Origin of the sequence: Paenibacillus sp. OAE614 (genome assembly GCF_040546645.1) — a bacterium.
GTDB classification, from domain to species: Bacteria; Bacillota; Bacilli; order Paenibacillales; family Paenibacillaceae; genus Paenibacillus_AQ; species Paenibacillus_AQ favisporus.
This window is the reverse complement of sequence record NZ_JBEPOD010000001.1, coordinates 1,315,516-1,337,559: the sequence shown is the minus strand read 5'-3', so window position 1 is coordinate 1,337,559 and position 22,044 is coordinate 1,315,516. Positions and strand designations below refer to the sequence as shown.

Sequence of the window (22,044 nt, the reverse complement as noted above, 5' to 3'; positions counted from 1 at the left end):
AGCATCAGGGAGTGGACTATCGGTTATGAGTACTGCAATCGGCCGCATCATACGCAGGGGATGGCTCTTTCTGGCCAATCTGTCATTGGAGAAAAAGCTGATTCTCGTATTTGTCTTTCTGTTATCGCTGCCCATCACTTATGTCAGCTACCTGTCGGCAAGGTCCACGTTCAATTCCGTGCTGCAGAACGCCACCAACAACGCGGGACAGATGGCCGACAACGCCTCCGATACGATCGACCGGTACGTGGACGACCTGAAGCGCTACACGGCGCTTCCCCTGTATAACAAGGATGTGCAGTACTATCTCGGACAGGAACACACCGACTGGTACAAGAATGAGAGCATGGGCATGTTTCTCAGCTATCTGAGCCATACCAAAAAAGACGTCGTGGCCGTCTATCTCGTTGACCGGTACGATAATATTTTTTATGACAAGAACGGGAACATCAACGATCTGTCGGCCGAAAATCAGCTTCCCGGCTGGAAGAAGCTCTTAGGTGAGGCGGGCGGAGCCCGTCCGATCCTGGAAGGCCGCCACCCGATCACGGTCAACGGCAGCAGTACGATGGATGTTATCAGCGTGTTGCGGACCATTAACTCGGCCAGCTCGCTCCAATATCTCGGCATCATCGTCCTGGATATCGATATCCGCCTGTTTCAAGGCATTGTCGAGCCAATGGATCGGGTGACCCAGGGCAGCTCGCTCATTATGGATGAGCAAGGACAGCTGGTGTACGCCAGCGGTGATGCGAATTCGGTTCAGGATCGGCTGACCGCGCTGATGACGGCGGCCAAGGGTCAGAAGGATGGCCATTTTGAATCGACTATACACGGAACCCGTTATCTGACCGTCTACTACACGTCGGATCAGACCGGATGGACGACGTCCGTCACGATTCCGCTGTCCAAAATTTTGTACAAGGTCCAGCAGAACAGCCGGGCGCTGATGGTTACGACCTTAATCCTGCTGGCGATCGCCCTGTTCGTCGCAACCTTCTTCTCTCACGCCTTGACCAAACCGCTGAAATCCATGGTTCGGCTGATGCGCAAAGTTCAGCACGGCAACCTCGACGTTTGGATTTCGCCTAAATACAATGATGAGATCGGCATGCTGGGCAGCCATTTCAACCGGATGATTCTGCGGGTCAAGGACCTGCTCACCGAAATCAAGCTGACGGAAAAACGCAAGCAGACCGCCGACATGAGGGCGCTGCAGAGCCAGATCAACCCTCATTTTATTTACAATACGCTCGAGTCCATCCGCATGCTGGCCGAGAGCAACGACGATCCGCGCGTTGCCAAGCTGACCTACCTGCTGGGAAACCAGATGAGGTATTCCATAGTCCGCAGCGGGGACCCGGTGACCATCCGGCAGGAGCTGGAGCATGTCCGCAACTATTTCGATCTGCTGGCCATCCGTTTCCCGGATAAATTCCGGCTCATCATGGATGTGCCTGAGCCCTACCTCGGCCTGTCGGTGCTCAAGCTGGTGTTCCAGCCAATTGTGGAAAACTCGGTCTTTCATGGGCTGGAGCGCAAGCCCGGACTCGGCACCATCACTATCACCGCTTCGCGCGAACAGGACCACGTCGTCTTCGTGATCGGCGATGATGGAGTCGGCATGGATGCGGATACCGTCCAGCAGCTGAACCGCAGCCTGAAGCACGGCGACTCGGGCGGTGCATTCGGCATCGGGCTGCATAATGTGGCCGAGCGGGTACGTCTGCATTACGGCGGCACCTGCGGTCTTGAAGTGGAGAGCGAGCCCGGGCACGGAACCCGGGTCGTTGTGCGCATTAAGGAAGAACTCCCCGACGAAGACCAAGAGTAAACATCATTACAGCAAAGGCGGGAGAGAAATATGCTTCGAATTGTGATTGTGGACGATGAAGTTCTGATTCGCGAAGGCCTGTCGCGAATGATCGAAAAGGAAAGCGGCCTCTTCCGCGTGGTCGGGCAGTTTCCGGACGGCAAGGATGTACTGGACAGCCTTCCCGGCCTGGAGGTCGACGTGGTTATTACCGATATCCGGATGCCGGTTGTGGACGGTCTAGATCTGATCAAGCAGCTGAAGGCTGCCCGCCCGCACGTCCGTTCCATCCTGATGAGCGGTTTCACCGAATTTAACTATGCCAGGGAAGCGATCCGCGCTTCCGCGGTCGACTACCTGCTCAAGCCGATCAACAAAGAGCAGCTGTTTGAGCTGTTGTACCAATTGGACGAGGAGCATCAGTCTTCGCTCGAAAAAGAAGCCTTGAGCCGTAAGCGGCTTCTTCATTCCTGCTTTCTGAGCGAGTCTCCCCTTCCCTATCTTTCCGAAGATACCGGGCTGCCCCTGTCCTGTTATGCCACGTTCGTTCAGAAAGGCGGATCGCTGGAAGCCGCAGCCGGGCGGATCCAGCAGCACCCGGAGCTCGTCGGTGACTGGATCTCGGTCCAGGAGCGCATGCTCGCCTGGGTCTTTTATTTTCCGGAAGCTCCGGGGCATGAACAATTGGACCGGATCGCCCGTCTGCTGGGCGGTGCTGAGGAACAAAGCGAAGAGCAAACGGCGGTTCATATCGGATTCAGCCGCATCCACAACGGCACTGCCGAACTCAGAGCCTCCTATGAAGAAGCCATGCAAGCCTGTGACCTGGGCCTTTATTCAGATTCGGCCCCATATTATGCCGCCGGTTATGCCGGGGAAGCTTTCGGAGATATCGTCGAAGCGGAGGATGCCGTCCGCGGCATGAACCTTGCCGAGCAGCTGCAGCTCCTCCATATTCCAGCCGTGCTGGAATGCGTCCGTCAGTGCTTTGAGCGGCTGAAAGAGCAGCGTGCAGGTACCGGGACGATCGTCCGCGTCTGCAGTCAGCTGGAGGATATGGCATGCCGGGAAGTGCAGGAGTACCGGGAGATTCGGGGCAAAGAAGCCCGCGCCCGGCTGGAGACGCAGCTGCGAGCCTGCATGAGCTTCTCCGGCATGGAAGAATGTTTTGTGGAGGCGTTCAGGTCGGCGCTGGAGAAAGTGTACGGACTGCGCAGCGAGATGGGCGGTAAAGCCGTAGAGATCGTCAAGCGCTGGATCGCCGAGCATTACAGCGAGCATGCCGAGCTGAACACCCTGGCGGCCATGGTGTATCTGACACCGAGCTACCTCAGCAAGCTGTTCAAGCAGGAGACCGGTCTGACGCTGACCGAGTACATCACCGACGTGCGTCTGAAAAACGCCAAACGCCTTCTGCGGACCGAGACGAACATGAAGGTGCACCAAATCGGAGCGGAGGTAGGATATGCGGATCCCGCTTACTTTAATAAGCTGTTTAAGAAAGTGGTCGGCGTCACGCCGAATGAATATAAAAAGTGGAAATAACCGCCAATAAACAAGCGCCCTGAATCGTCAGGACGCTTGTTTGTTTTTATTATGCTCAAATGGAAATCAGTCAAAATCGGTTGAAAAAGCGAGATCCTTTTGCTGTTCCAATTCCGCCAGCCGCTCGGTAAGAGCTTTGTGAATCGTCGAATATGCGTCGCTGCCCAGCACGATTCTTTTAGGCGCCGGATTCTGGTCTACACTGTTGATCATCGCAGCAGCCATTTTGGCGGGGTCACCCAGCGAGGGTGCCTTGGCTTCTTCGATAATCCGCCGCGCGTGGATGGCCGGGGAGGCCTCATAAGCATCTATCTTTGGTGCCAGCGCGGAGCTTTGATACCGGAAGTTTGTCCTTGCACTGCCCGGCTCCACAATAGTGACGCCTATATTAAAAGGGGCAACTTCAGCCATGACGGATTCGGCAAACCCCTCAATCCCCCATTTGCTCGCATGATACAAAGAACTTCCCGGGAAAGCGGCCTGGCCGCCTACGGTCGACAGCTGGAGGATCCGCCCATAGCCTTGCTTCCGCAAGTGAGGAAGAGCCGCGCGCACCACCTGGATGGATCCGATCAGGTTCGTTTCAAGCTGATGGCGTATCTGCTCATCTGTCAACTCCTCTGCCGCACCGAAAAGGCCGTAACCCGCGTTGTTGACCACGACGTCAATGCTGCCGAGATCATGAAAAGCGTTGTCCACAACCCGGTGTATGGCCGGCGTATCGGTGACATCCAGCTTGGAGACCCATAATAGGTCGCCATATTTTGCTTGCAAATCATTCACAGCCTCCATATTGCGGACCGTTCCCGCGACCCGTTCCCCTCGTTTCAAAAGCTGCTCCGTCATTTGACGTCCAAAGCCGCTGCTAATGCCGGTGATCAGCCAAGTACGATCATTCATTGTCGAATCCTCTCCCACTCTCTTAGTATGTGCCATTAGTTTTTATAACTAACTGGTTAGTTATAAATTACACCTATCGAACGATATTGTCAAATGGAAATGACTTATAGACTGATTCCGATACTATAATTCCGTTTCTTGCACGGAAGTTAGAACCCCGCCCTGTTGAACCATGCCCGTTCAGGTTAAATACTATTGTAGTCATTTTGATGGGACGACAGGAGGGAATGATTGTGTACAAGGATCTTGAGGGCAACACAGCCATTATTACCGGAGCTTCTTCCGGCATCGGACGGGCTATGGCGCTGAGGTTCGGGCGCGAAAAGATGAATGTGGTCATTAACTACCGCAGCGGGGAGCAGGAAGTGAATTCGATCATCCAGGAGATTGAACAAAGCGGCGGTCAAGCGATAGGCGTGTACGGCGATGTCACCCGTGAAGAGGATGTCAAAAAGCTGGTAGCCGCCGCGCATGAGCATTTTGGCTCGCTGGACGTCATGGTCAACAACGCGGGCATCGAAAACGAAGTCCCCTCGGAGGACTTGACGCTGGAGGACTGGCGCAAGGTGCTGGACGTGAATCTGACCGGAGCTTTCCTCGGCTGCCGCGAGGCGATCGATTACATGCTGGAACACCGGATCAAGGGACGGATCATCAACGTTTCGAGCGTGCACGAGATGATTCCGTGGCCCCATTTCGTGCATTATGCCGCGAGCAAGGGCGGGATCAAAATGATGACGGAGACGCTGGCGCTGGAATTTGCGCCGAAGGGAATCCGCGTCAACAGCCTCGGTCCCGGCGCGATCGATACGCCGATCAATGCCGCCAAGTTTTCCGATCCTGCCGCCAAAGCAAGCGTTGAGGCGCTGATCCCGCTCGGGTATATTGGCAAGCCGGAGGAAATCGCCGCTGCAGCCGCCTGGCTGGCCTCCTCCGAGTCCAGTTATGTTACGGGCATTACCCTGTTTGCGGACGGCGGGATGACCAAATACCCCGCTTTTCAAGGGGGACACGGTTAACTCCCCATACAACCTGTATCATGCACGGACAGGAGGAATGTGCACATGAACGAAACCTGGTGGAAAGAAGCCGCCGTGTACGAAATTTATCCCGTCAGCTTCATGGATACCAATGGAGATGGCAAAGGCGACCTTCGCGGAATTATTTCCAAGCTGGATTATTTAAAGGACCTCGGGATCGATGTCATTTGGATCTGCCCGATTTACGAATCTCCCGGTAAAGACAACGGATATGACATCAGCGACTATTACGCGATCAATCCTGAATTCGGCACGATGGAGGATTTCGATGATTTGCTGCAAGAAGCCCATGCCAGAGGAATGAAAATCATGATGGACCTGGTGCTGAACCATACCTCAGACCAGCATCCCTGGTTTAAAGAATCGAGATCGTCGACCGACAACCCCAAGCGAAGCTTTTATATTTGGCGCAAAGGAGTCAACGGCCTGTACCCGAACAACTGGGAGTCCTATTTCAGCGGCTCGGTGTGGGAGATGGATCCGGAGACGGACGAATACTATATGCATCTGTATTCCAAGCATCAGCCGGATTTGAACTGGAGAAACGAAGAAATGGTACATGAGCTGTACCAAATGATCCGGTGGTGGCTGGAAAAAGGCGTGGACGGCTTCCGCTTCGATGCCATCGCTCACATCGTAAAGGCGAAAGGACTGCCGGATGCCGACAATCCCCAGCATCTCCCTGTTGTGAGAGCGTACCAGCTATTTTCCAACCTGGAAAAAGTCCATTTCATGCTCAAAAAGCTGAACGAGGAAGTGCTGATGGACTACGACATCATGACCGTCGGCGAAACCTCGGGACTCGGCCCGGAGCAGGCTTTGGAGTATGTGGGAGACCAGCGCCATGAGCTGAACATGGTGTTTCAGTTCGAGCATATGACGCTGGACTCCGCCTCAAACGGCACCGGTAAGTGGGAATTCCGGGCATGGACGCTGCTGGAGCTCAAAAAAATAATGAGCCGGTGGCAGACTACACTGCATAACCAGGGCTGGAATGCGAACTACCTCGGCAATCATGACCAGCCCAGAGCCGTCTCAAGGTTCGGCAATGACAAGCAGTACCGCGTCCAATCGGCCAAAATGCTGGCCACCTTCATGCTCACCCTGGAAGGGACGCCATACATTTACCAGGGCGAAGAAATCGGGATGACCAATGCAGCCTTTGACCAAATCGGCGACTACCGGGACGTAGAAACCTTGAATTATTATGAGCAGTCCCATCTTCAAGGCAAGCCGATCGACCAGACGATGCAGGCCATCCAGGCGAAGAGCCGGGATAACGCCCGCACCCCGATGCAGTGGGACGACGGGCCTCAAGCCGGCTTTACAACCGGCGAACCTTGGATCAAGGTCAACCCCAATTATACGGATGTGAACGTGGCTTCGTCGATGAAGGACCCGGATTCTATCTATCATTACTACAAGCGGATGCTCTCCCTGCGCAAGACCTATAAAGCGTTGATCTATGGAGAGTATAAGCTGCTGCTTCCATTGGATCCGGATCTCTATGTTTACACCCGTACGCTCGATCAAGACACCGTCCTGGTCATCCTTAACTTTTTTGATGATACGTCGGTCATGGAATGGCCGAAAACGCTGCGGGGCATGTCGCGAGACCTGCTGATTAGCAATTACGATCTGCCGCCTGACGCGGAAGGAGACCGCATTCAACTGCGCCCCTATGAAGCCAGAGTATACCGATTGTCCTGACCCGGGTTTGGCAAGAAAAAAGGCACCCGCTGCAAGCCTTACGGCTGCAAACGGTGCCTTTTCCTTGCTTCAATGATCTTTTCTCCGTGTTCTTTATCCCCGTTAATCGTTCAACAAGGCCAGGTCAAGCTGGCGCAGGCGCACCGGATCGGCAATCATTTCGATGTCGGTGATTTTATCATTCTTTACCGTAAATACGAGTACGAACAGGATTCGATCAAGCGGACCTATGACGGCGCCTACGGAACCGTTCACGAGCGCAGGCTGGGCACCTTGGGCACGGCCGGCGAATTGCTTGGCCGCAGCTTGCGAACCGTGAACAACCGGCGCGTTTGCGGCCGGCGGAAACGCCGGATCGTTTCGTGTCACCACATTCGGATCCAGGATAGAGAGAAGTTTCTCAAAATCTCCGGCGCGCGATGCAGCAAGGAATGCATCCACCAGCTCCCGTTTGCGCCTGAGCTCTTCGGCTCCCGAAGCCGATTCATCCCCCTTCACCCGTTGACGTGCACGGCTGGCAAGCTTTCTGGCTGCCGCCTCGTTTCTCCCCAGGATGGAAGCGATATCCGCGAAAGACATGCCGAAAATATCGTGCAGCACGAACGCGATTCGTTCGGCGGGACTTAATTTTCCCAAGACCACAAGCATGGCATGCCCCACAGCGTCGGCCATCAGCGCTTCATACTCTGGGTCGCTTCCGTCACGGAAGTGGGTAACCGGCTCTGGTGCACGATCCATCGTCAGATCCTCATACCGTGATTTACGGGCTCGGAGCATATCCAAACAGACCCGCGAGACGATCGTTGTCATCCAGCCCCCGATATTTTCCACGCTGCTCGTATCCGAACGGCTAAGACGTATCCATGACTCCTGTACGGCGTCATCCGCCTCATTCCGTGATCCCAGTATTCGGTAAGCCACCGACTGAAGGTGATTCCGATGCGATTCGAATTGTTCTGCAAGCCCGTCGTGATCGTTCACGCGCCCCAACCCTTCCTTTTCCTTATTACTCATATGTCGTAAGAAATCTAACGGATGTGACCGAAATCGTAAAAAAAATCGCAAAAAAATTATTTTAACTTTAACGGTCACGTTTACCTGCCGGCGAACGACATTGGTAGTGAAGGGAATCCCGCTGCCAAATAAAAGGCCCGTCGGTATCCCGGTAAAAAACATGTACAGGAGATGATTGTTGTGAGCACGAGTTTAATCCCTTTTATTGAAATGAATGGTCAAGCAAATGAGGCTATCGATTTTTACGTCAAAGCGCTGGAAGCCAAGGTTGTCTATGCACAACGGCTGGGCGATTTACCGGAAAATCCGGACTCCCCGCTCCCGCCGGAGAAAAAAGCTTGGATATCCTTTGCGGTCTTGGCCATCGGTGAATCGCAGCTTCAGCTGTCCGACCTTGTTACCAGCAGCAGCTACCAGAAGGGCTCGCCAGTGACCATCGTTGTGCAAACCGATGACAAAGATCAGGCCGCCCGATACTTTGACGCCTTGAAACAGGGCGGTCAAGTGAACACGCCGCTTGAAGCCAGCTTCTTCAGTCCCGCTTACGGCAATGTGACGGATCCATTCGGTATCACGTTCCGGATCCTTGCCAAAGGACAATAGTGAGCTATAAGCACAGCTCCCCCTTTTCACGAAGGTAAGCTAACCGGTTTCAGGAAGCGGAATCGTATAACAAATCATAAAATAACGCATCGAATCCGCCTTCGATGCGTTATTGTCTATCAATATTGTATCCTGGAACTAAAAGCGGGCTCAATGCCCTCTTTTAGTTCGCAGGTTTTTGTTGTGATCGGTTTGCCTTGGATAGCATGAACTCCAGCGACCACTTAACAAAACAGGCTTTAGCTATATATAGCGGGAACGAATAAATAGATTTCCAATGGTCCATGTCATAAATATCAATCCAGACAAAGAGAGGCTCTGCAATGAAGGCAGCCCCTAGGGCCAGTATGACGTTGGCGACAAAGAATGACTTCCAACTTCTGAAATACTGATAGATCAACATATGGATGACAGGTAATACGGAGTAATCAATCGAGCTTAAGCGAGGAATCAGCCTGAAGACTTGATGAGGGTAAGACCATAATCCGAGTCCTCTTCCAATATCATCCAGAAGGACAATGATGATGGTTAGTGCAAAGCCGTAAAGTAAAATATCCTTCAGTCTTGACTTATCGACCATTTTCCACCAAACGATCCATGGTACAATTAACAGCACCAATAAAAACCACCATTGAATCGAGAACAGGTCATGGCGATAATAATACAGCTTTCTCATTTCACGAAGTTTACGCTCTGCATCCTTGATTGCTTCAAAGGAAGGATATGGGTCAGACAAAAGTAATGCAGCTCCTTTTTTACGCCAATTCATCGTCCGTGGATTGTCCTTAAACTTCCCCAAAGTAATCCCGCTAATTCCATGTCTTCTTTAAGCCAATCGCGTTATACCTCCCAAGGAAGAATAATCTTTCGCCAATTGACAAAAAATTCGATTAAACTATATTTCATTGGAGCGTTGAAAAGTGAATAACTATAGAAACAAATATAGAAACCGTTATTATCATGCCTATGTAACGACGTTCGGCACCATCCAGCTTCACCAGCGTAATCCCCTGGTCGTAGCGTTATGGTCCGTAGCGTTCCCCGGATTTGGCCACATCTTATTACACAAATTCATTTCCGGGTTCGCATTATTTTTTTGGGAATTTTATATCAATCAAAAAACTCAGCTCAATACGGCCATTATGTATTCGTTTAACGGAGATATCGCCCAGGCAAAGGCTGTTTTAAATGAAAAGTACATTTACCTCTATATCCCGGTTTATTTGTTTGCCATATGGGACAGCTATCGGACCACAATCGATGAAAATAAGATTCACCTGTTGGCGAAAAGGGAAAATGCCAAATACCCGAATTTTTCGGTCAGTCCCTTCGAGATCAACTATTTGGACAAGAAAAAGCCATGGCTTGCATTGGTCTGGTCGATGACCGTTCCAAGTCTCGGACAACTGTATATTCATCGGATTGTAGCCGCTGTTCTGACGCTTGCTATGACCATGTTCATCGTCATTTATTCCAATATGATTGAAGCCTTGCATTACTTTTTGCTGGGGGACTTCCCTAAATCAAGAGAAGTGATGGGCGTTCAGTGGTTCCTTTACTTCCCCTCGATCTACTTCTTCACGATGTACGACTCTTATACCAATGCCGTAGAGCTGACGAAACTGTTTGATTGGGAACAAGCCGATTATTTGAAACAAAACTATCAGCCGCAAAATTTTGTACTGCATAAGGGAGAAAAAGTCTAATGGGAATCCAATTTTTCTCTACATTTCAGCATTCACACTATGTTGAGCTTGCTATAAGCAAGCTTAAGGAAAACGAGGTCGTCCATATTTACGCTGTACCCCTAGATAATCGTTCGATGGATATGAAGTTGGTTGATACGATGCACGGGACGGACGGAACCTCGTTAGTCGATATCGGGCTTATCCTAGCCATGATGGGCGGGACCATTGGGGTATCCAGAGGTTTTGTTCTCCACTGGGGTCCGGTCTATTGGGGGCTAATTGGAGCGGCTGTGGGATTTGCTGTTGGCTTTGTTTACGATCTGATAAAAAACATTGTGAAACGAAAAAAGATCCGAACAGTCAAGACAACAGCCGGTGAAGTGATATTGATCGTCCAATGCAGAGCGGAGCAAGCCCCGTTTGTTGAACAGACGCTGTGGGGGAACAGGGCACTCGGAGTTGCCAAAACACAAATGCAAACAGCTCCATCCGAGCCCGTTACAACAGACTTATGATTTGTCCAGGCCCAGAAGGAAGTTGCGGGTATATACATAGGCGTCGGTCCAACCCATTTTGGCATAGAAGCGCAGTCCGTCCAGTCCTTTGAAGTAATAAGCTCCCTTTAATCTCTCATTGAAATCGGGGATGACGATTCCGGCTTGCGCTTGATGGTCCTGATAAGCTTGTATGACGTTGTGCCCGTCCATGTGCCGGTCCAGAATGGCCAGATCCACAAGAAAGTCGCCGTAAGCGCAATTGCAATCCAGAATTCCTGTAATCCGGCTGCCGTCAGACAAGATGTTCCACTGGTGAAAATCCCCATGTATAAAATAGCGGTGCGGCTCGTTAAAGTGTGAATAAGCCGTTAACCGGCTGTAAATCTCATCGAATACCTCTTTTTCCAAACAGGAGGTATGGAATAAGGCGTACCAATTCTCCCAGAAGCTGCCCGTTTGGTCTTCCGCATAGACGGATTCCCAATAATTCTTCCAGGTTCGGAACGCACCGTCACCGCCCGCCCCGATCCAGCCGTATCCACGGGCTCCACCCAGATCAATATGGTTCAAGCGCGTCAAAATCCGAATAAGCTCCGGAAGCCGGTGTCGCTGCTCCTCAGCCGAATAATCCGCCAGATTGCGGCCTTCTATCTTTTCCAAAATAGAATATTCCAGATTCTCTGTTTTTCCATGTCCGATGCACCGGGGGAAAGGTATGCCCTGGCTGGACAGCAGATTCGATACGTAGATTTCCGACTGGTACGCCCCCTCCAGGTCGCTGAACTTGATCACGTACCCTTGACCTTCATGGTTAAAGGAAAAAACGCGGCTTAAGTTCCCCCCTTGCATCGGCGTGATTTCTACCGCTCCAACACCCAGATGCTCGCTGATCATCTCCTCGACCAAAATGATGTCCACGATTGGTTTTTCGTATTCAGTCATGCCATCCGCCTCCCTTTCACTTCCATATCGTTCGATCGGTTACCCTCGATTCCGGATTGAACCCATTATATCCCGGATTGTCTCATAGAAAAATGGGGCCGGGCAATAAAAATATGGTTTATCATGCGGCTCTTCAATGCTCCATAGAACTCCGCCCGTACCCGTGAAAAAATACTTTTCTTTTGTGTTGACCATATACTGTTTATATAATATACTGTTTTCAAAGGTTACTGTTTATACAATAAACAATAAGGAGAGGGATTTTAAATGAGCATTTCAACCCCCGCAACGGCCAAATTGGCCGGCCGCAAAGAATGGATCGCGCTTTGCATCCTTTGTCTCCCGCTGATGGTCGTCTCGATGGACGTGTCCGTGCTGTTCTTCGCGGCACCGGCCATTGCCGCGGATCTACTGCCGACTGCCACCCAGCAATTATGGATTTTCGACGTTTACGGCTTCATCCTCGCCGGGCTGCTGCTGACGATGGGCGCCGTCGGCGACCGGATTGGACGGCGGCGCCTGCTGATGATCGGTTCCGTCGGATTCGCCTTAAGCTCTTTGTTCGCAGCGTACGCCCAGTCGGCCGAAACGCTGATCCTGGCTCGCGGGATTCTGGGAATCGCCGGTTCGACCCTCATGCCGTCGACGCTGGCGCTCGTCCGCACGATGTTCCAGGACCCGGCACAGCGGACGAAGGCGATGGCCATTTGGAGCGCCGTCATGGCGGGCGGCGTCACCGTCGGGCCGATTATCGGCGGCTTGCTGCTCGACTCTTTCTCCTGGGGATCCGTGTTCCTCATCAATATCCCCGCCATGGTCCTGCTGCTCATCATTGCGCCGTTTTTGCTGCCGGAGTCCCGCAGCACGGCAAAAGTCAAAGTCGATGTATTCAGCTCGACCCTCGTGCTCGCCGCGATCCTTCCCGTCACTTACGGCGTCAAGACACTTGCGGAAGACGGCTGGGCGATCCTTCCCGCCGCACTGCTTGCCGCAGGCTTGCTCGTCGGCATTCTGTTCGTACGGCGCCAGCTGACCATCTCTAATCCGCTGCTCGATATCCGTGCGCTGATGGAGCGGCGGACCGGCGGTTCGATCCTCGTAAACTTTATCGCTACGTTTACGCTCATGGCCAGCTCGCTCATCAATACCCAGTTCCTCCAGTCGGTTCTTGGATACTCCCCATTCGTCGCTTCCCTCTGGAGCGTGGCGCCTTCTGTGGTGGTCGGGGCAGCGGCACCGATTGCCGGTAAACTGTCGCAAATCTACGGAAGACCGCGCGTCATGGCCGGCGGCTTTCTCCTGTCGGCAGTCGGATTCGGCGTACTGACCCAGGTCCGCCTGGAAGGCTTCTCGCCGCTGACCGTGCTGCTCGTCGGCGCTGCCTTGGTCGCCGCGGGCATCGTATCCGTCATGACCCTCGTCACCGATTATGTCGTGGGCGTCGCTCCGGCCGACCGAGCGGGAGCCGTCGGCGGCCTCATTGAAACGTCCAACGAGCTCGGAGGCGCATTCGGCATCGCGCTCCTCGGCTGCGTCCTTGCGGCCATCTACCGCCACGCGGTCACCCCGTTCCTGCCCTCAGGACTCGCGCCGGATGCGGCCCAGGCAGCAGGGCAGACCATTGCTGGCGCATCGGCCGCCGCCCTGCATTTACCGGCGGATGCTGCGGCGCAGGTCATGAAGGCTTCCCGTGAAGCGTTTATCACCGCCATGCACGCCACCTGCCTGATCTCCGCCGTCATCCTGCTCCTGGCAACCGCAGTCACGCTCGTACTGCTTCGTGACCAGAAGAAGGCCGTGCACACCGCTGCGTAAGAACAGCGCAAATGAAAAAAAGGCTGCTTCCAGGAATCATCCTTGGAAGCAGCCTTTTTTTATGTTCAGCGGCAAAATTATCGGTTGGCGCCGCCGCTCATTTTCCGATTCAAATACTGTTCGATCCCGTCCAGCATCCGCTCCAGCCCGAATTCCAAATCATCGCCTACCGTGTTTTCGGCCTCTTGCTCACCCGAATATACCCCGGACATAACGATCGGATACAGGTTCGGATATAGTTCAGGCTTGACCAGCGTCTGAAGCGCCACCGAATAATTGATTCCGCTGAACTCCTCCTCGCTCGAACCCGCCTGAACGGCCCGGTCGATGTCGCGCTGGAGCATCCCGCAATGACGGGCATAGCCGCTCAGCAGAAGAACGATCGACATTTTCTCGAAATGGTCCAAAGGCATGTCCCGCAGCGGCCGGAGCGCCCAATCGACGATCCGTAAATTGTTAGGCGTGATCGGAATGCCGAAGATCGGAATATCACCATACCATGGATGTTTCCTGAATATAGCGACCGTTCCCAGCACATACTCGCGCATACTCTTCCGCCATTCATGCTGGGGACGCTCAGGAGTCAGCGGAATATCGCATGCCGCATCCTGCATGAGGATGAGCAGGTCGTCTTTGCTCGGGATGTAGCGGTAGAGGGACATCGCCGTGAAACCGAGCGCCGACGCGATCCGGTTCATCGAAACGGCGGCGAGGCCGTCCTGGTCCGCGATTTCAATCGCCCTCGACACGATCTGGTCGATGCTCATCTCCCGCTTGGGCCCCCGCTGCGGAGGCTTCACCAGTCCCCAGCTCAGCGCTGCGCCGGCAGGAAGCATCTTCGCCGCTTCTTCCGGTGTCACTTCTTCATTACTCATCAGATCTACCCCCTAGTCGTCCTAAGCCATTATGCGCCCAAAAAATGTTTATACCATAAACAGTATATCACATTTGACTGCATTTTAAAAATTCACGGGAGTCATTCCCCCATTCTTCTGCCCCCGCCTTTTTCCCTCACCGAGCCGATTCGTTCTTAGGCATCCCCTCCAGGAGGCTTCGGCATTCGTTCGGGGTCATGCCGTATTCCTTTTTGAAGACGCGGTAAAACGAACGCAAGCTGTTGAAGCCGGAGTCAAACGCAATCTCGGTAACCGGATCGGCGGTGGACAGCAGCAGCATGTGGGCGTAGGCCGCCCGCTGGCCGTTGATATAATCGCGGAACGAGACGTGGAACTGCTCGGAGAAAATTCGCGAAATGAGGAACTTGCTGATCCCGAGTTCTTTGGAAAGCGTGTCCAAGTTGATGGCCTCCAGAAAATGAAGGTCGATATAAGCAAGAATCTTTTGGAAGAGATCCATATCTTTCGTATAATCCACCCTTTTCAGGGACAACAGCGGCAGCACATGTCCTAATAATACCGAAAGGTACGCCTTGAGCAATCGGCTGTCGCCAGGTTCGTTGTACAGCTTGTACAAGCTGGTCAGGGTGCCTGATACGATCGGATGTTTGTGGACGACCGGGTGGTCTGGAACATAATGAAGCAAATCTCCTGTGTAATCCCCCGGAAACGAAGCGTCAAAAAAGATCAGCAGGATTTGGCTGTGGTCTATCGTTTGATATCCGTGCGGCTGATTAGGAAAAATGATCGCCATGTCCCCTTCGGAGAGGACGTACTCTTGTTGATCGATGTGGACACGGATGTCGCCGGACAGGACCATGGCAATTTCGACGTTTTTATGCAGATGCAGAGGATAGGTATTATTGGTGGAAATGAATAAATGAAACTGCGGGTCCCTGTGCTGGTATTTGATTTTCATTGCGATCCTCCGTTTCGGTCTGATGTGAACCCTGGCAGCCAAGCTTGGTTTGTTATGAAAAAGATAATATGGATGTCTGTATCTGCACAAGCACCGGTCGCAACTTCTGGCACAAAAAAATTCGTTTTTGGCAGGTAAAAGCAGCCTAAAGGATTTAAAGTAAGAGCAGTAAGCGGCTCCATGGAGCGGAGAACACAGCAATCCGCCAGGCATCCTGCTCCATATGCCGTTGAAGGGAGGAAGTGTGATCGAATGACAAATCGAACAGTAAGGGGTGCATTTATGTTACACGGCAAGCGGATGAAACAGAAGAACAAAGGAATTAAAAGCATGGCTGTTGTGTTGAGCATTATGGTAGCGTTTCCACTTGTGGGAATGCCGCATTCCGGTTCGGTTTCGGCCCAGTCGGCGGATGAGCAGAAGTTTGCGGGTGCATCGATTCCCGCTTTTCCGGGTGCGGAAGGCGGTGGGGCTTATACGAGCGGCGGCCGCGGGGGCGAAGTTTATATCGTCACCACACTGGAGGATTACGGCGCCAACGAAAAGGCGGTCCCGGGATCGCTTCGCTATGGGATTATGTCCACGCCGAAAGAAGGCCGCACGATTGTTTTTAACGTATCCGGAACGATCGAGCTGGAAAGCTCACTGCTGTTCAAAAACATTAAAAACCTGACCATTGCCGGGCAAACCGCGCCGGGCAACGGCATTACCCTCGCAGGTTGGGACACCAACATCAGCAACTCGGAGAACATTATCCTCCGGTACCTCTCCTTCCGGCCGGGGGCGACCAACGTGTACAACGGCAGCGATTCGATGGATGCGCTCTGGGGCAGGGACAACAACTATTTTATCATTGACCACTGCTCCTTCAGCTGGAACACCGATGAAACGCTGTCGCTGTACAGGGGCGAAAACGGCACTGTCCAATGGTCCCTCATTTCGGAGAGCCTCACCCTGTCCGGGCATTCCAAAGGCAGACACGGCTACGGCGGCATCGCTGGCGGGGACAAAACGACGTTCCATCACAATCTGTATGCCAGCCATACTTCCCGGAATCCAAGGCTCGGCGGCGGGTATGCCGGCGCGGCGGATGCCGATCACGTGGCGGTCGTGCAGCTCTCCAACAATGTGATCTATAACTGGGGCTTTAACGGCACCTATGGCGGAGGGTTCACCTTTACGAATTATATGAACAATATCGAAATCGCCGGTCCAGGCACAAGGGATAATGTAACCGGCCGGGTCATCGATGCGGGCGAATCCAAAAAGCTTGGCGGCTTCTACATCGCCGGGAACCGGATCAATGGCAAGCTAACGGGATGGCTGGACGGATCGTCCCCATTGGTGAAAAGCTCCGGTGACGCCAGCGGAGACCAGCCGACGTCTTTTGCGTCCAAACCGTATCTCTCTGCGGACAGCACGGGTGTCAATCACGGGGTGACCAATCCGGCGTTTGACGATTACGTGCAGCATGGCGTGGAAAAAGCGAACGAGCCGCTGCTGAAGGCCATTTTGCAGAAGGCGGGTGCGACCTACCCGCGCCGCGACGCCATCGACGCAAGAATCGTCGCGGAAGTGGAGCATGGCCTTGGAAGATACATCAACACCGAAAATGAGGTTGGCGGGTATGTTTCCCCATTCGGCGTGATCGAGGAGCAGCGCGGCGCCGATTTTGATACGAATCAGAACGGAATCGACGACCAATGGGAAAAGAAAAACAACATCTGGGGCATTCAAGATGCCTATAAGACAGTAACCGGCACGGGCTACACCTGGCTTGAGCTGTACCTCAACAGCCTGGCCGACATGGACCATGCGGCCGAAAATCCGGATGCCACGCTTGCGGCGCCGCTGAACAATGCGCAGTTTGCACTGGGAGAGGACATTGAGGTCAACGTCAAAGCCTCCTCCAAATTCGGAAATAAAATCAACAATGTGGCCGTATACAACGGATCGCAGTACCTTGGAGAAGCGGTGAAAAAAGGCGGCGCCTATGTGTATACCATCAAGGGCCTTCAGGATGCTTCCTACAATATTTCCGCCAGAGTGTCAGACACGGACGGAAATGCGACCCAAACGACCGCAGCCACCATCCATGTCAATACGGCCCCTCGTACGCTGGCTGATGCAGGCTGGGCATCGGCCGATATCGGCCGCCCGGACATTAAAGGAACCGGAAGTCTGACGGACGGCGTGATCACCGTTAAAGGCAACGGCAAGCTGGGAACGAGCGAAGGAAGCACCGAGCAATCGCCGGAAAACGATGCTGCGAAAGACGATTTTCATTTTGTATATAAGGAAATGACCGGAGACATGGAGTTCACCGCGAAGCTGGAAGCCATCGGAGCCGTTGACAATCATGCCTTTACCGGACTGATGATCCGCGATGATTTACAGGATAACAGCGCCACTGCAGCCCTTGGATTATCCTGGGTGAAGCTGTCCAAAGAAACAAGCTGGTCGGCTTATCTGACGGGAAGAGATCAGCAGGGCTCAGGCTTTGATCCGTTGACCGAAACATTGGACAGCGCATCCAGCGCGCAGGAAGCCGGTATTCAGCTAGTTCCCGACATTCCGTTCAAAATCGGCGGCGTCGAGCAGGGCTACTGGCTCAAGCTCGGCCGGAACGGCGACACCTTCTACGCCTACGGATCGACGGACGGCAAGGAATGGAAGCCGATCGGTCAGAGAACCATCGGGATGAAGGATTCGGTCTATGTCGGTTTTGCCGTGGACAGCAACGATGTGGCCAATGCGATCGAGCAATTAAACTTTGCCAAATTCTCGAATGTGAAACTTGAGGATCACTTTGCTCCCATAAGCAACTAAGCTTAAATCGACGGGATGTGTGCATATGGGCGTCTCTCTGAGATAACCCTTTTTCCGGTATGTAAAAATCGCCCGGCGGCCGTTTCCGCTCGGGCGATTCTTTTTTTATCACAACTTAGGCTTCGATCGTTTTAATGACTTTCGCCGGGTTGCCTCCCACGATCGTGTTGTCCGGAACATCCTTGGTCACGACCGCTCCGGAAGCGATGACAACGTTGTTGCCGATCGTTACGCCTGGATTGATAACAGCCCGACCGCCGACCCATACATTGTCGCCGATCGTTACGGGTTTGCCGTATTCCGGCCCCTTAATCCTTTCGTACGAATCCACCGGATGAGTCGCGGTATAGACGTGAACCCCGGGCCCAAACAAGCAGTTGTCCCCGATCCTCACTTCGCACACATCCAGGATAGTACAGTCAAAGTTGGCGTAAAAATGTTCACCGACATGAATATTGTAGCCATAGTCAAAGCGGATGTCGGGCTCCATCGCCAGGAAGTTCCCGGTTGAACCGAGCAGCTCCTTCAGAATTTTCAGCCGCAATGCTTCATCCGTTTCGGTCGTCTGGTTGTACATGCGAGTCATTTGCCGGGCATATGCCCGCTCCCGCGTCAATTCAGGGTCGGCAGCGACGTACAATTCGCCGTCCAGCATCTTTTGTTTTTCTGTTTTCATCTTAGGAGTGAAGTCCCCTCTCATCTTGATGTAATGTTTGGTGCAGCTGTACGGGCTTGGCTGCTCTAGACAGAGAACCTGCGATCCCAATGCCGATCAGCACAGCGATCAGTGCGTGCAATAACCCGAAATGCTCTCCCAGGAAGCCCAGCGCAGGCGGACCCACCAGAAAAGCGATGTAGCCTGTAGTCGCCACGGCTCCGACTCTTGCGGCAGCGCCTTGAGGATCATCCCCCGCCGCTGATAGACCGACCGGAAAACCAAGGGAAGCTCCAAGTCCCCACAGGACAACGCCTATGGAGGCCACAACTTCATTCGGACCCCAGATCACCAGCGATAACCCCAGAATGGCTGCCACGGCGCATCCGGATAACACCGGCACCCGGCCATAACGGTCCAGAACCCATCCGCCCGTAAACCGTCCCAGCGTCATCGCCGCAACGAACAAGCCGTAAATAAATGAACCTGTCAGCGAGCTCACCCCGTAGCCATCCACCATGGACAGCGGCAGCCAGTCATTGGCGGAACCCTCGGCAAACGCCATGCCCAAAACGATGATTCCAATCAGCAAGGTGCGCCTCTCCGTCCACATCCTTAACTGCTGCTGAATCGCCGATCCTTTAGGCCCTCCAGCATTCGCCGGTTCCTTCCCCGACCCCTCAGGCAGATAACGCCAGCCATAGAGTACAGCTGCCGCCATAATTAAGGCGAGGATCGTGAAATGGACCATCACCTGAAGATGGATGGCGACCGCGGCGGCGCCGAGTGCTGCGCCCACAAGCGTCCCCACACTGAAAAAGCCGTGAAACGCCGGTAAGAGCGTCCGGTTCAACGCCTTTTCCGCAGCTGAGCCCTCCACATTGAGCGCAACTTCCGCCGTACCATAGCCGCCGCCGAAGATAATCAGGCCGATAATAACTACGGGTACCGAAGCCAGCGACGTACCGATTCCTGCAACGACGAAGCCAACCACAATCAGCAAAGAGCTGATCAGGATGACAAATCGTGCGCCTTTCCGGGCTACGATCGAACCTGACGTAAGCAGACCGAACAAAGAGCCGGCGGCAATCGCAAATATAATCATCCCCATCCCGGCGGTGGAGACTTGAAGCGTGTCCCGAACGTCAGGCGTGCGGGAGACCCATGACGCAAAGGATAGACCCGGCAGGGCAAACAGCAGAAACAGGATATTCCGGACCGTTCCCGGATGCGGTTTACTTTTCACAGATGTCATTAGGCTGACCCTCACCTCCGCTTCTCTACCAACTGCAGGGAATAAGCCAGGCTTTCCAACGTCATAGTCGTCAGCCCGTACATGTAGTCCTCATCCGGATGCTCCAGCAGCGCCAGCTGCGGCATATGCAGCTCCGGGATATACTTCAGGCATTCCTGGCGAATCAGCCGGATATCATCCGCCTGCACCAGACTTCCCGTCAGAGCGATCGTCTCCGGGTTCATGATCGCAATCAGGCTGGACACCGCATGCGCAGCCAGGGAATGGAAGGTCTCCCGGTCGTGCAGCTGCCGCAGCTGCTCGGCCTGTGAAATACCATACGGTAAGAAGGCGATCTCACCGGCAAAGCGGGTATTCCCCCGATGAATATGCCCATCGACGATTAACCCGGCGCCCGGTAAGCTTCCTTCGAGAAACGTTGCGACTGCAATCGACTTCTCGCTGTCGTATTCCTGCTTTCGGTAAAAGCCGTACACGGTCGAGTTCATGTCGTTCTCCAGAATGACTTCGATCCCATGCTTGTCGCGAATGATCGCCTCCAATGGGGCATGAATCAGTTCAGGAATATCGCTGACATTGATGACGCCCTGATAAACGGCACCCGGAACGCCGATCCCAACCGCCCGGATTTGCGGGTATTGGGAGATGAGCCCGTCCATCAGTTTCTCAATCGCTGCAACATCGATCCGGCCCGCTTCCTGCTGCCCTTCCTCTACCGCTTCACCGGCCAGGTTAGCGACCCTGTACGTGAGGGAGTGCACCTTCACGCCGGCCCGGATGATCACGCAGGCAATATAAGAATAGTTCACATTATACTGATACAGTCTGGCCGGACGGCCGCCGCTCGATTCCTCCCTGTCCAGCTCGAGCAGTTCACCGGTTTCCAGCATTTCGTTCAGGATGCTGCCGCAGGTCGCCACGCTTAATCCGGTCATCTGTGCCACCATCGATTTGGTACCCTGTTTCATCGATTTGAGCGCTTGCCGCACAAGCTCCTGATTCATCTTTTTGACTCGCATCGTATTGTTCGTGACAGGATTCACTTCCGCCAACCTCCCCTCCTCGACTTATTAAAATACTTTTAATAAGTAATAACATAAATGATTTTGTTGTATCTGTCTACCCAGTGATCCTGATCGAGTGCTAATGCTGGATGACCTTTTACCAAGATACGGGACGCTGCAAGTGTTTAACGCCATGCAAAAAAAGCCGACCGATTTTTAAAATCAGCCGGCAAATTTATTTTTAGTTCTTCGGACGCGGGGAATCGAATAAGTACGATACGAGGTTATCCACAAAAGGATCCTCCAGTGTCGAATGCCGGTTCAGAAGCCTGTACCACATCGATCCATAACACAAGTCCGCGATAAGCTCCAAATCTGCATCCTCTGGCAATTCGCCACGCTGCTGTCCCCGCTCCAACAACCGAATCAAGGCTGCTCTGCGCGAAAAGATAAAGTTGTCACGAAAGGCTGCGGCAAATTCAGGGTTAAATTGGGCTTCCGCCATCAAACTGCATACGATTTCATCCATTCCTTCTAACAAGGAACGGAACGTCCGGCTTAAATATTCACGCACATCGCTCTTGAGATGGCCTGAATCCGGCAGGCCGATCTCCGTGTTCACGTGTAGTTTCAGCGCCTCCATCACGATAAAAGGAACACCTGGCCACCAGCGGTATAACGTAGGTTTTCCAACACCGGCCTCTTTTGCGATTTTTTCCATCGTTAAGCTCGGGTACCCGCCCGATTTGAGAAGGTCAAGAGTCGCCTTCATTACGGCTTCATACGCTTTTTGGCTTCTTGGCCGACCTACAGCTGTCGTTTTGTCTTGCTCAGTATCCATGATAGCTCCCTTAAAATAATTTATTTACAGAACGTTACGTAATATATTATAATTCAAACCAGAACTTCAATCAAGCAC

At 53.2% G+C, this 22,044-nt stretch carries 19 protein-coding genes; 9 read left to right on the top strand and 10 right to left on the bottom strand.

Annotated elements, in window-relative coordinates; genetic code table 11:
- Nucleotides 1–25 precede the first annotated feature (25 nt).
- Nucleotides 26–1,834 (top strand): cache domain-containing sensor histidine kinase, encoded by a 1,809-nt coding sequence (locus ABIE48_RS06610; RefSeq protein WP_192715009.1) that lies wholly within the window; start codon nt 26–28, stop codon nt 1,832–1,834.
- A 30-nt stretch (nt 1,835–1,864) separates the two neighbouring features.
- Complete coding sequence (locus ABIE48_RS06605; RefSeq protein WP_145024706.1) at nt 1,865–3,358, top strand: response regulator transcription factor; 1,494 nt, start codon at nt 1,865–1,867, stop codon at nt 3,356–3,358.
- A gap of 66 nt (nt 3,359–3,424) precedes the next feature.
- Here ABIE48_RS06605 and ABIE48_RS06600 read toward each other — a convergent pair whose 3' ends face one another.
- Nucleotides 3,425–4,258 carry an SDR family oxidoreductase gene (locus ABIE48_RS06600; protein WP_192715010.1) on the bottom strand — a complete coding sequence of 278 codons (834 nt, stop codon included), beginning with the start codon at nt 4,256–4,258 and terminating at the stop codon, nt 3,425–3,427.
- Between the two features lie 233 nt (nt 4,259–4,491).
- Between ABIE48_RS06600 and ABIE48_RS06595 the strand changes: the two genes are divergently transcribed.
- A complete protein-coding gene (locus ABIE48_RS06595; protein WP_145024710.1) occupies nt 4,492–5,277 on the top strand; it encodes a glucose-1-dehydrogenase in 786 nt (261 codons plus the stop codon).
- A 45-nt stretch (nt 5,278–5,322) separates the two neighbouring features.
- The gene (locus ABIE48_RS06590; RefSeq protein ID WP_192715011.1) at nt 5,323–7,008 is read left to right on the top strand and encodes a glycoside hydrolase family 13 protein; all 1,686 of its coding nucleotides are present in this window, start codon (nt 5,323–5,325) and stop codon (nt 7,006–7,008) included.
- Nucleotides 7,009–7,110: 102 nt separating this feature from the next.
- On the opposite strand, the gene ABIE48_RS06585 is transcribed toward ABIE48_RS06590, so the two are convergent.
- Entirely contained in the window at nt 7,111–7,989 is an 879-nt protein-coding gene (locus tag ABIE48_RS06585) for a sigma-70 family RNA polymerase sigma factor (RefSeq protein ID WP_192715012.1), read from the bottom strand.
- 204 nt (nt 7,990–8,193) lie between these two features.
- On the opposite strand from ABIE48_RS06585, the gene ABIE48_RS06580 reads away from it, so the two are divergent.
- A complete protein-coding gene (locus tag ABIE48_RS06580) occupies nt 8,194–8,625 on the top strand; it encodes a VOC family protein (protein WP_483312648.1) in 432 nt (143 codons plus the stop codon).
- A 163-nt stretch (nt 8,626–8,788) separates the two neighbouring features.
- Here ABIE48_RS06580 and ABIE48_RS06575 read toward each other — a convergent pair whose 3' ends face one another.
- Nucleotides 8,789–9,394 (bottom strand): CBO0543 family protein, encoded by a 606-nt coding sequence (locus ABIE48_RS06575; protein WP_192715014.1) that lies wholly within the window; start codon nt 9,392–9,394, stop codon nt 8,789–8,791.
- A 151-nt stretch (nt 9,395–9,545) separates the two neighbouring features.
- On the opposite strand from ABIE48_RS06575, the gene ABIE48_RS06570 reads away from it, so the two are divergent.
- Both ABIE48_RS06570 and ABIE48_RS06565 read left to right on the top strand, forming a co-directional pair.
- Nucleotides 9,546–10,331 (top strand): hypothetical protein, encoded by a 786-nt coding sequence (locus ABIE48_RS06570; RefSeq protein ID WP_145024718.1) that lies wholly within the window; start codon nt 9,546–9,548, stop codon nt 10,329–10,331.
- Entirely contained in the window at nt 10,331–10,828 is a 498-nt protein-coding gene (locus ABIE48_RS06565; RefSeq protein WP_260869378.1) for a YqgE/AlgH family protein, read from the top strand. Before ABIE48_RS06570 ends, ABIE48_RS06565 begins: the two co-directional genes overlap by 1 nt.
- Here ABIE48_RS06565 and ABIE48_RS06560 read toward each other — a convergent pair.
- On the bottom strand, nt 10,823–11,752 hold the full coding sequence (locus ABIE48_RS06560) for a phosphotransferase family protein (RefSeq protein WP_192715015.1): 930 nt from the start codon (nt 11,750–11,752) through the stop codon (nt 10,823–10,825). The genes ABIE48_RS06565 and ABIE48_RS06560 overlap by 6 nt on opposite strands.
- A gap of 267 nt (nt 11,753–12,019) precedes the next feature.
- Between ABIE48_RS06560 and ABIE48_RS06555 the strand changes: the two genes are divergently transcribed.
- Nucleotides 12,020–13,567: an MFS transporter gene (locus ABIE48_RS06555; protein ID WP_192715016.1), complete on the top strand. Its 1,548-nt coding sequence runs from the start codon at nt 12,020–12,022 to the stop codon at nt 13,565–13,567.
- A gap of 77 nt (nt 13,568–13,644) precedes the next feature.
- Here the strand turns inward: ABIE48_RS06555 and ABIE48_RS06550 are convergent, their stop codons facing one another.
- Complete coding sequence (locus tag ABIE48_RS06550) at nt 13,645–14,442, bottom strand: TetR/AcrR family transcriptional regulator (protein WP_192715017.1); 798 nt, start codon at nt 14,440–14,442, stop codon at nt 13,645–13,647.
- Nucleotides 14,443–14,578: 136 nt separating this feature from the next.
- The gene (locus tag ABIE48_RS06545) at nt 14,579–15,382 is read right to left on the bottom strand and encodes a helix-turn-helix domain-containing protein (RefSeq protein ID WP_192715018.1); all 804 of its coding nucleotides are present in this window, start codon (nt 15,380–15,382) and stop codon (nt 14,579–14,581) included.
- A 252-nt stretch (nt 15,383–15,634) separates the two neighbouring features.
- On the opposite strand from ABIE48_RS06545, the gene ABIE48_RS06540 reads away from it, so the two are divergent.
- Nucleotides 15,635–18,211, top strand: a complete 2,577-nt coding sequence (locus ABIE48_RS06540) for an Ig-like domain-containing protein (RefSeq protein WP_354518542.1) — start codon at nt 15,635–15,637, stop codon at nt 18,209–18,211.
- A gap of 115 nt (nt 18,212–18,326) precedes the next feature.
- Here the strand turns inward: ABIE48_RS06540 and ABIE48_RS06535 are convergent, their stop codons facing one another.
- The 4 genes from ABIE48_RS06535 to ABIE48_RS06520 all read right to left on the bottom strand — a co-directional run bounded on the left by ABIE48_RS06535 (nt 18,327) and on the right by ABIE48_RS06520 (nt 21,966).
- A complete protein-coding gene (locus tag ABIE48_RS06535) occupies nt 18,327–18,887 on the bottom strand; it encodes a sugar O-acetyltransferase (protein WP_192715020.1) in 561 nt (186 codons plus the stop codon).
- A gap of 1 nt (nt 18,888) precedes the next feature.
- Entirely contained in the window at nt 18,889–20,121 is a 1,233-nt protein-coding gene (locus tag ABIE48_RS06530) for an MFS transporter (protein ID WP_192715021.1), read from the bottom strand.
- A gap of 11 nt (nt 20,122–20,132) precedes the next feature.
- A complete protein-coding gene (locus tag ABIE48_RS06525; protein WP_192715361.1) occupies nt 20,133–21,164 on the bottom strand; it encodes an ROK family protein in 1,032 nt (343 codons plus the stop codon).
- Between the two features lie 202 nt (nt 21,165–21,366).
- Nucleotides 21,367–21,966: a TetR/AcrR family transcriptional regulator gene (locus ABIE48_RS06520; RefSeq protein ID WP_192715022.1), complete on the bottom strand. Its 600-nt coding sequence runs from the start codon at nt 21,964–21,966 to the stop codon at nt 21,367–21,369.
- Nucleotides 21,967–22,044 lie beyond the last annotated feature (78 nt).

Bases quoted from the DNA above. Each gene is read 5' to 3' on its own strand.
- ABIE48_RS06550 (WP_192715017.1), bottom strand. From the start codon at position 14,442: ATGAGTAATGAAGAAGTGACACCGGAAGAAGCGGCGAAGATGCTTCCT.
- ABIE48_RS06555 (WP_192715016.1), top strand. From the start codon at position 12,020: ATGAGCATTTCAACCCCCGCAACGGCCAAATTGGCCGGCCGCAAAGAA.
- ABIE48_RS06600 (WP_192715010.1), bottom strand. From the start codon at position 4,258: ATGAATGATCGTACTTGGCTGATCACCGGCATTAGCAGCGGCTTTGGA.
- ABIE48_RS06580 (WP_483312648.1), top strand. From the start codon at position 8,194: ATGATTGTTGTGAGCACGAGTTTAATCCCTTTTATTGAAATGAATGGT.
- ABIE48_RS06575 (WP_192715014.1), bottom strand. From the start codon at position 9,394: ATGAATTGGCGTAAAAAAGGAGCTGCATTACTTTTGTCTGACCCATAT.
- ABIE48_RS06535 (WP_192715020.1), bottom strand. From the start codon at position 18,887: ATGAAAACAGAAAAACAAAAGATGCTGGACGGCGAATTGTACGTCGCT.
- ABIE48_RS06545 (WP_192715018.1), bottom strand. From the start codon at position 15,382: ATGAAAATCAAATACCAGCACAGGGACCCGCAGTTTCATTTATTCATT.
- ABIE48_RS06605 (WP_145024706.1), top strand. From the start codon at position 1,865: ATGCTTCGAATTGTGATTGTGGACGATGAAGTTCTGATTCGCGAAGGC.
- ABIE48_RS06530 (WP_192715021.1), bottom strand. From the start codon at position 20,121: ATGACATCTGTGAAAAGTAAACCGCATCCGGGAACGGTCCGGAATATC.
- ABIE48_RS06565 (WP_260869378.1), top strand. From the start codon at position 10,331: ATGGGAATCCAATTTTTCTCTACATTTCAGCATTCACACTATGTTGAG.
- ABIE48_RS06540 (WP_354518542.1), top strand. From the start codon at position 15,635: ATGACAAATCGAACAGTAAGGGGTGCATTTATGTTACACGGCAAGCGG.
- ABIE48_RS06520 (WP_192715022.1), bottom strand. From the start codon at position 21,966: ATGGATACTGAGCAAGACAAAACGACAGCTGTAGGTCGGCCAAGAAGC.
- ABIE48_RS06610 (WP_192715009.1), top strand. From the start codon at position 26: ATGAGTACTGCAATCGGCCGCATCATACGCAGGGGATGGCTCTTTCTG.
- ABIE48_RS06560 (WP_192715015.1), bottom strand. From the start codon at position 11,752: ATGACTGAATACGAAAAACCAATCGTGGACATCATTTTGGTCGAGGAG.
- ABIE48_RS06590 (WP_192715011.1), top strand. From the start codon at position 5,323: ATGAACGAAACCTGGTGGAAAGAAGCCGCCGTGTACGAAATTTATCCC.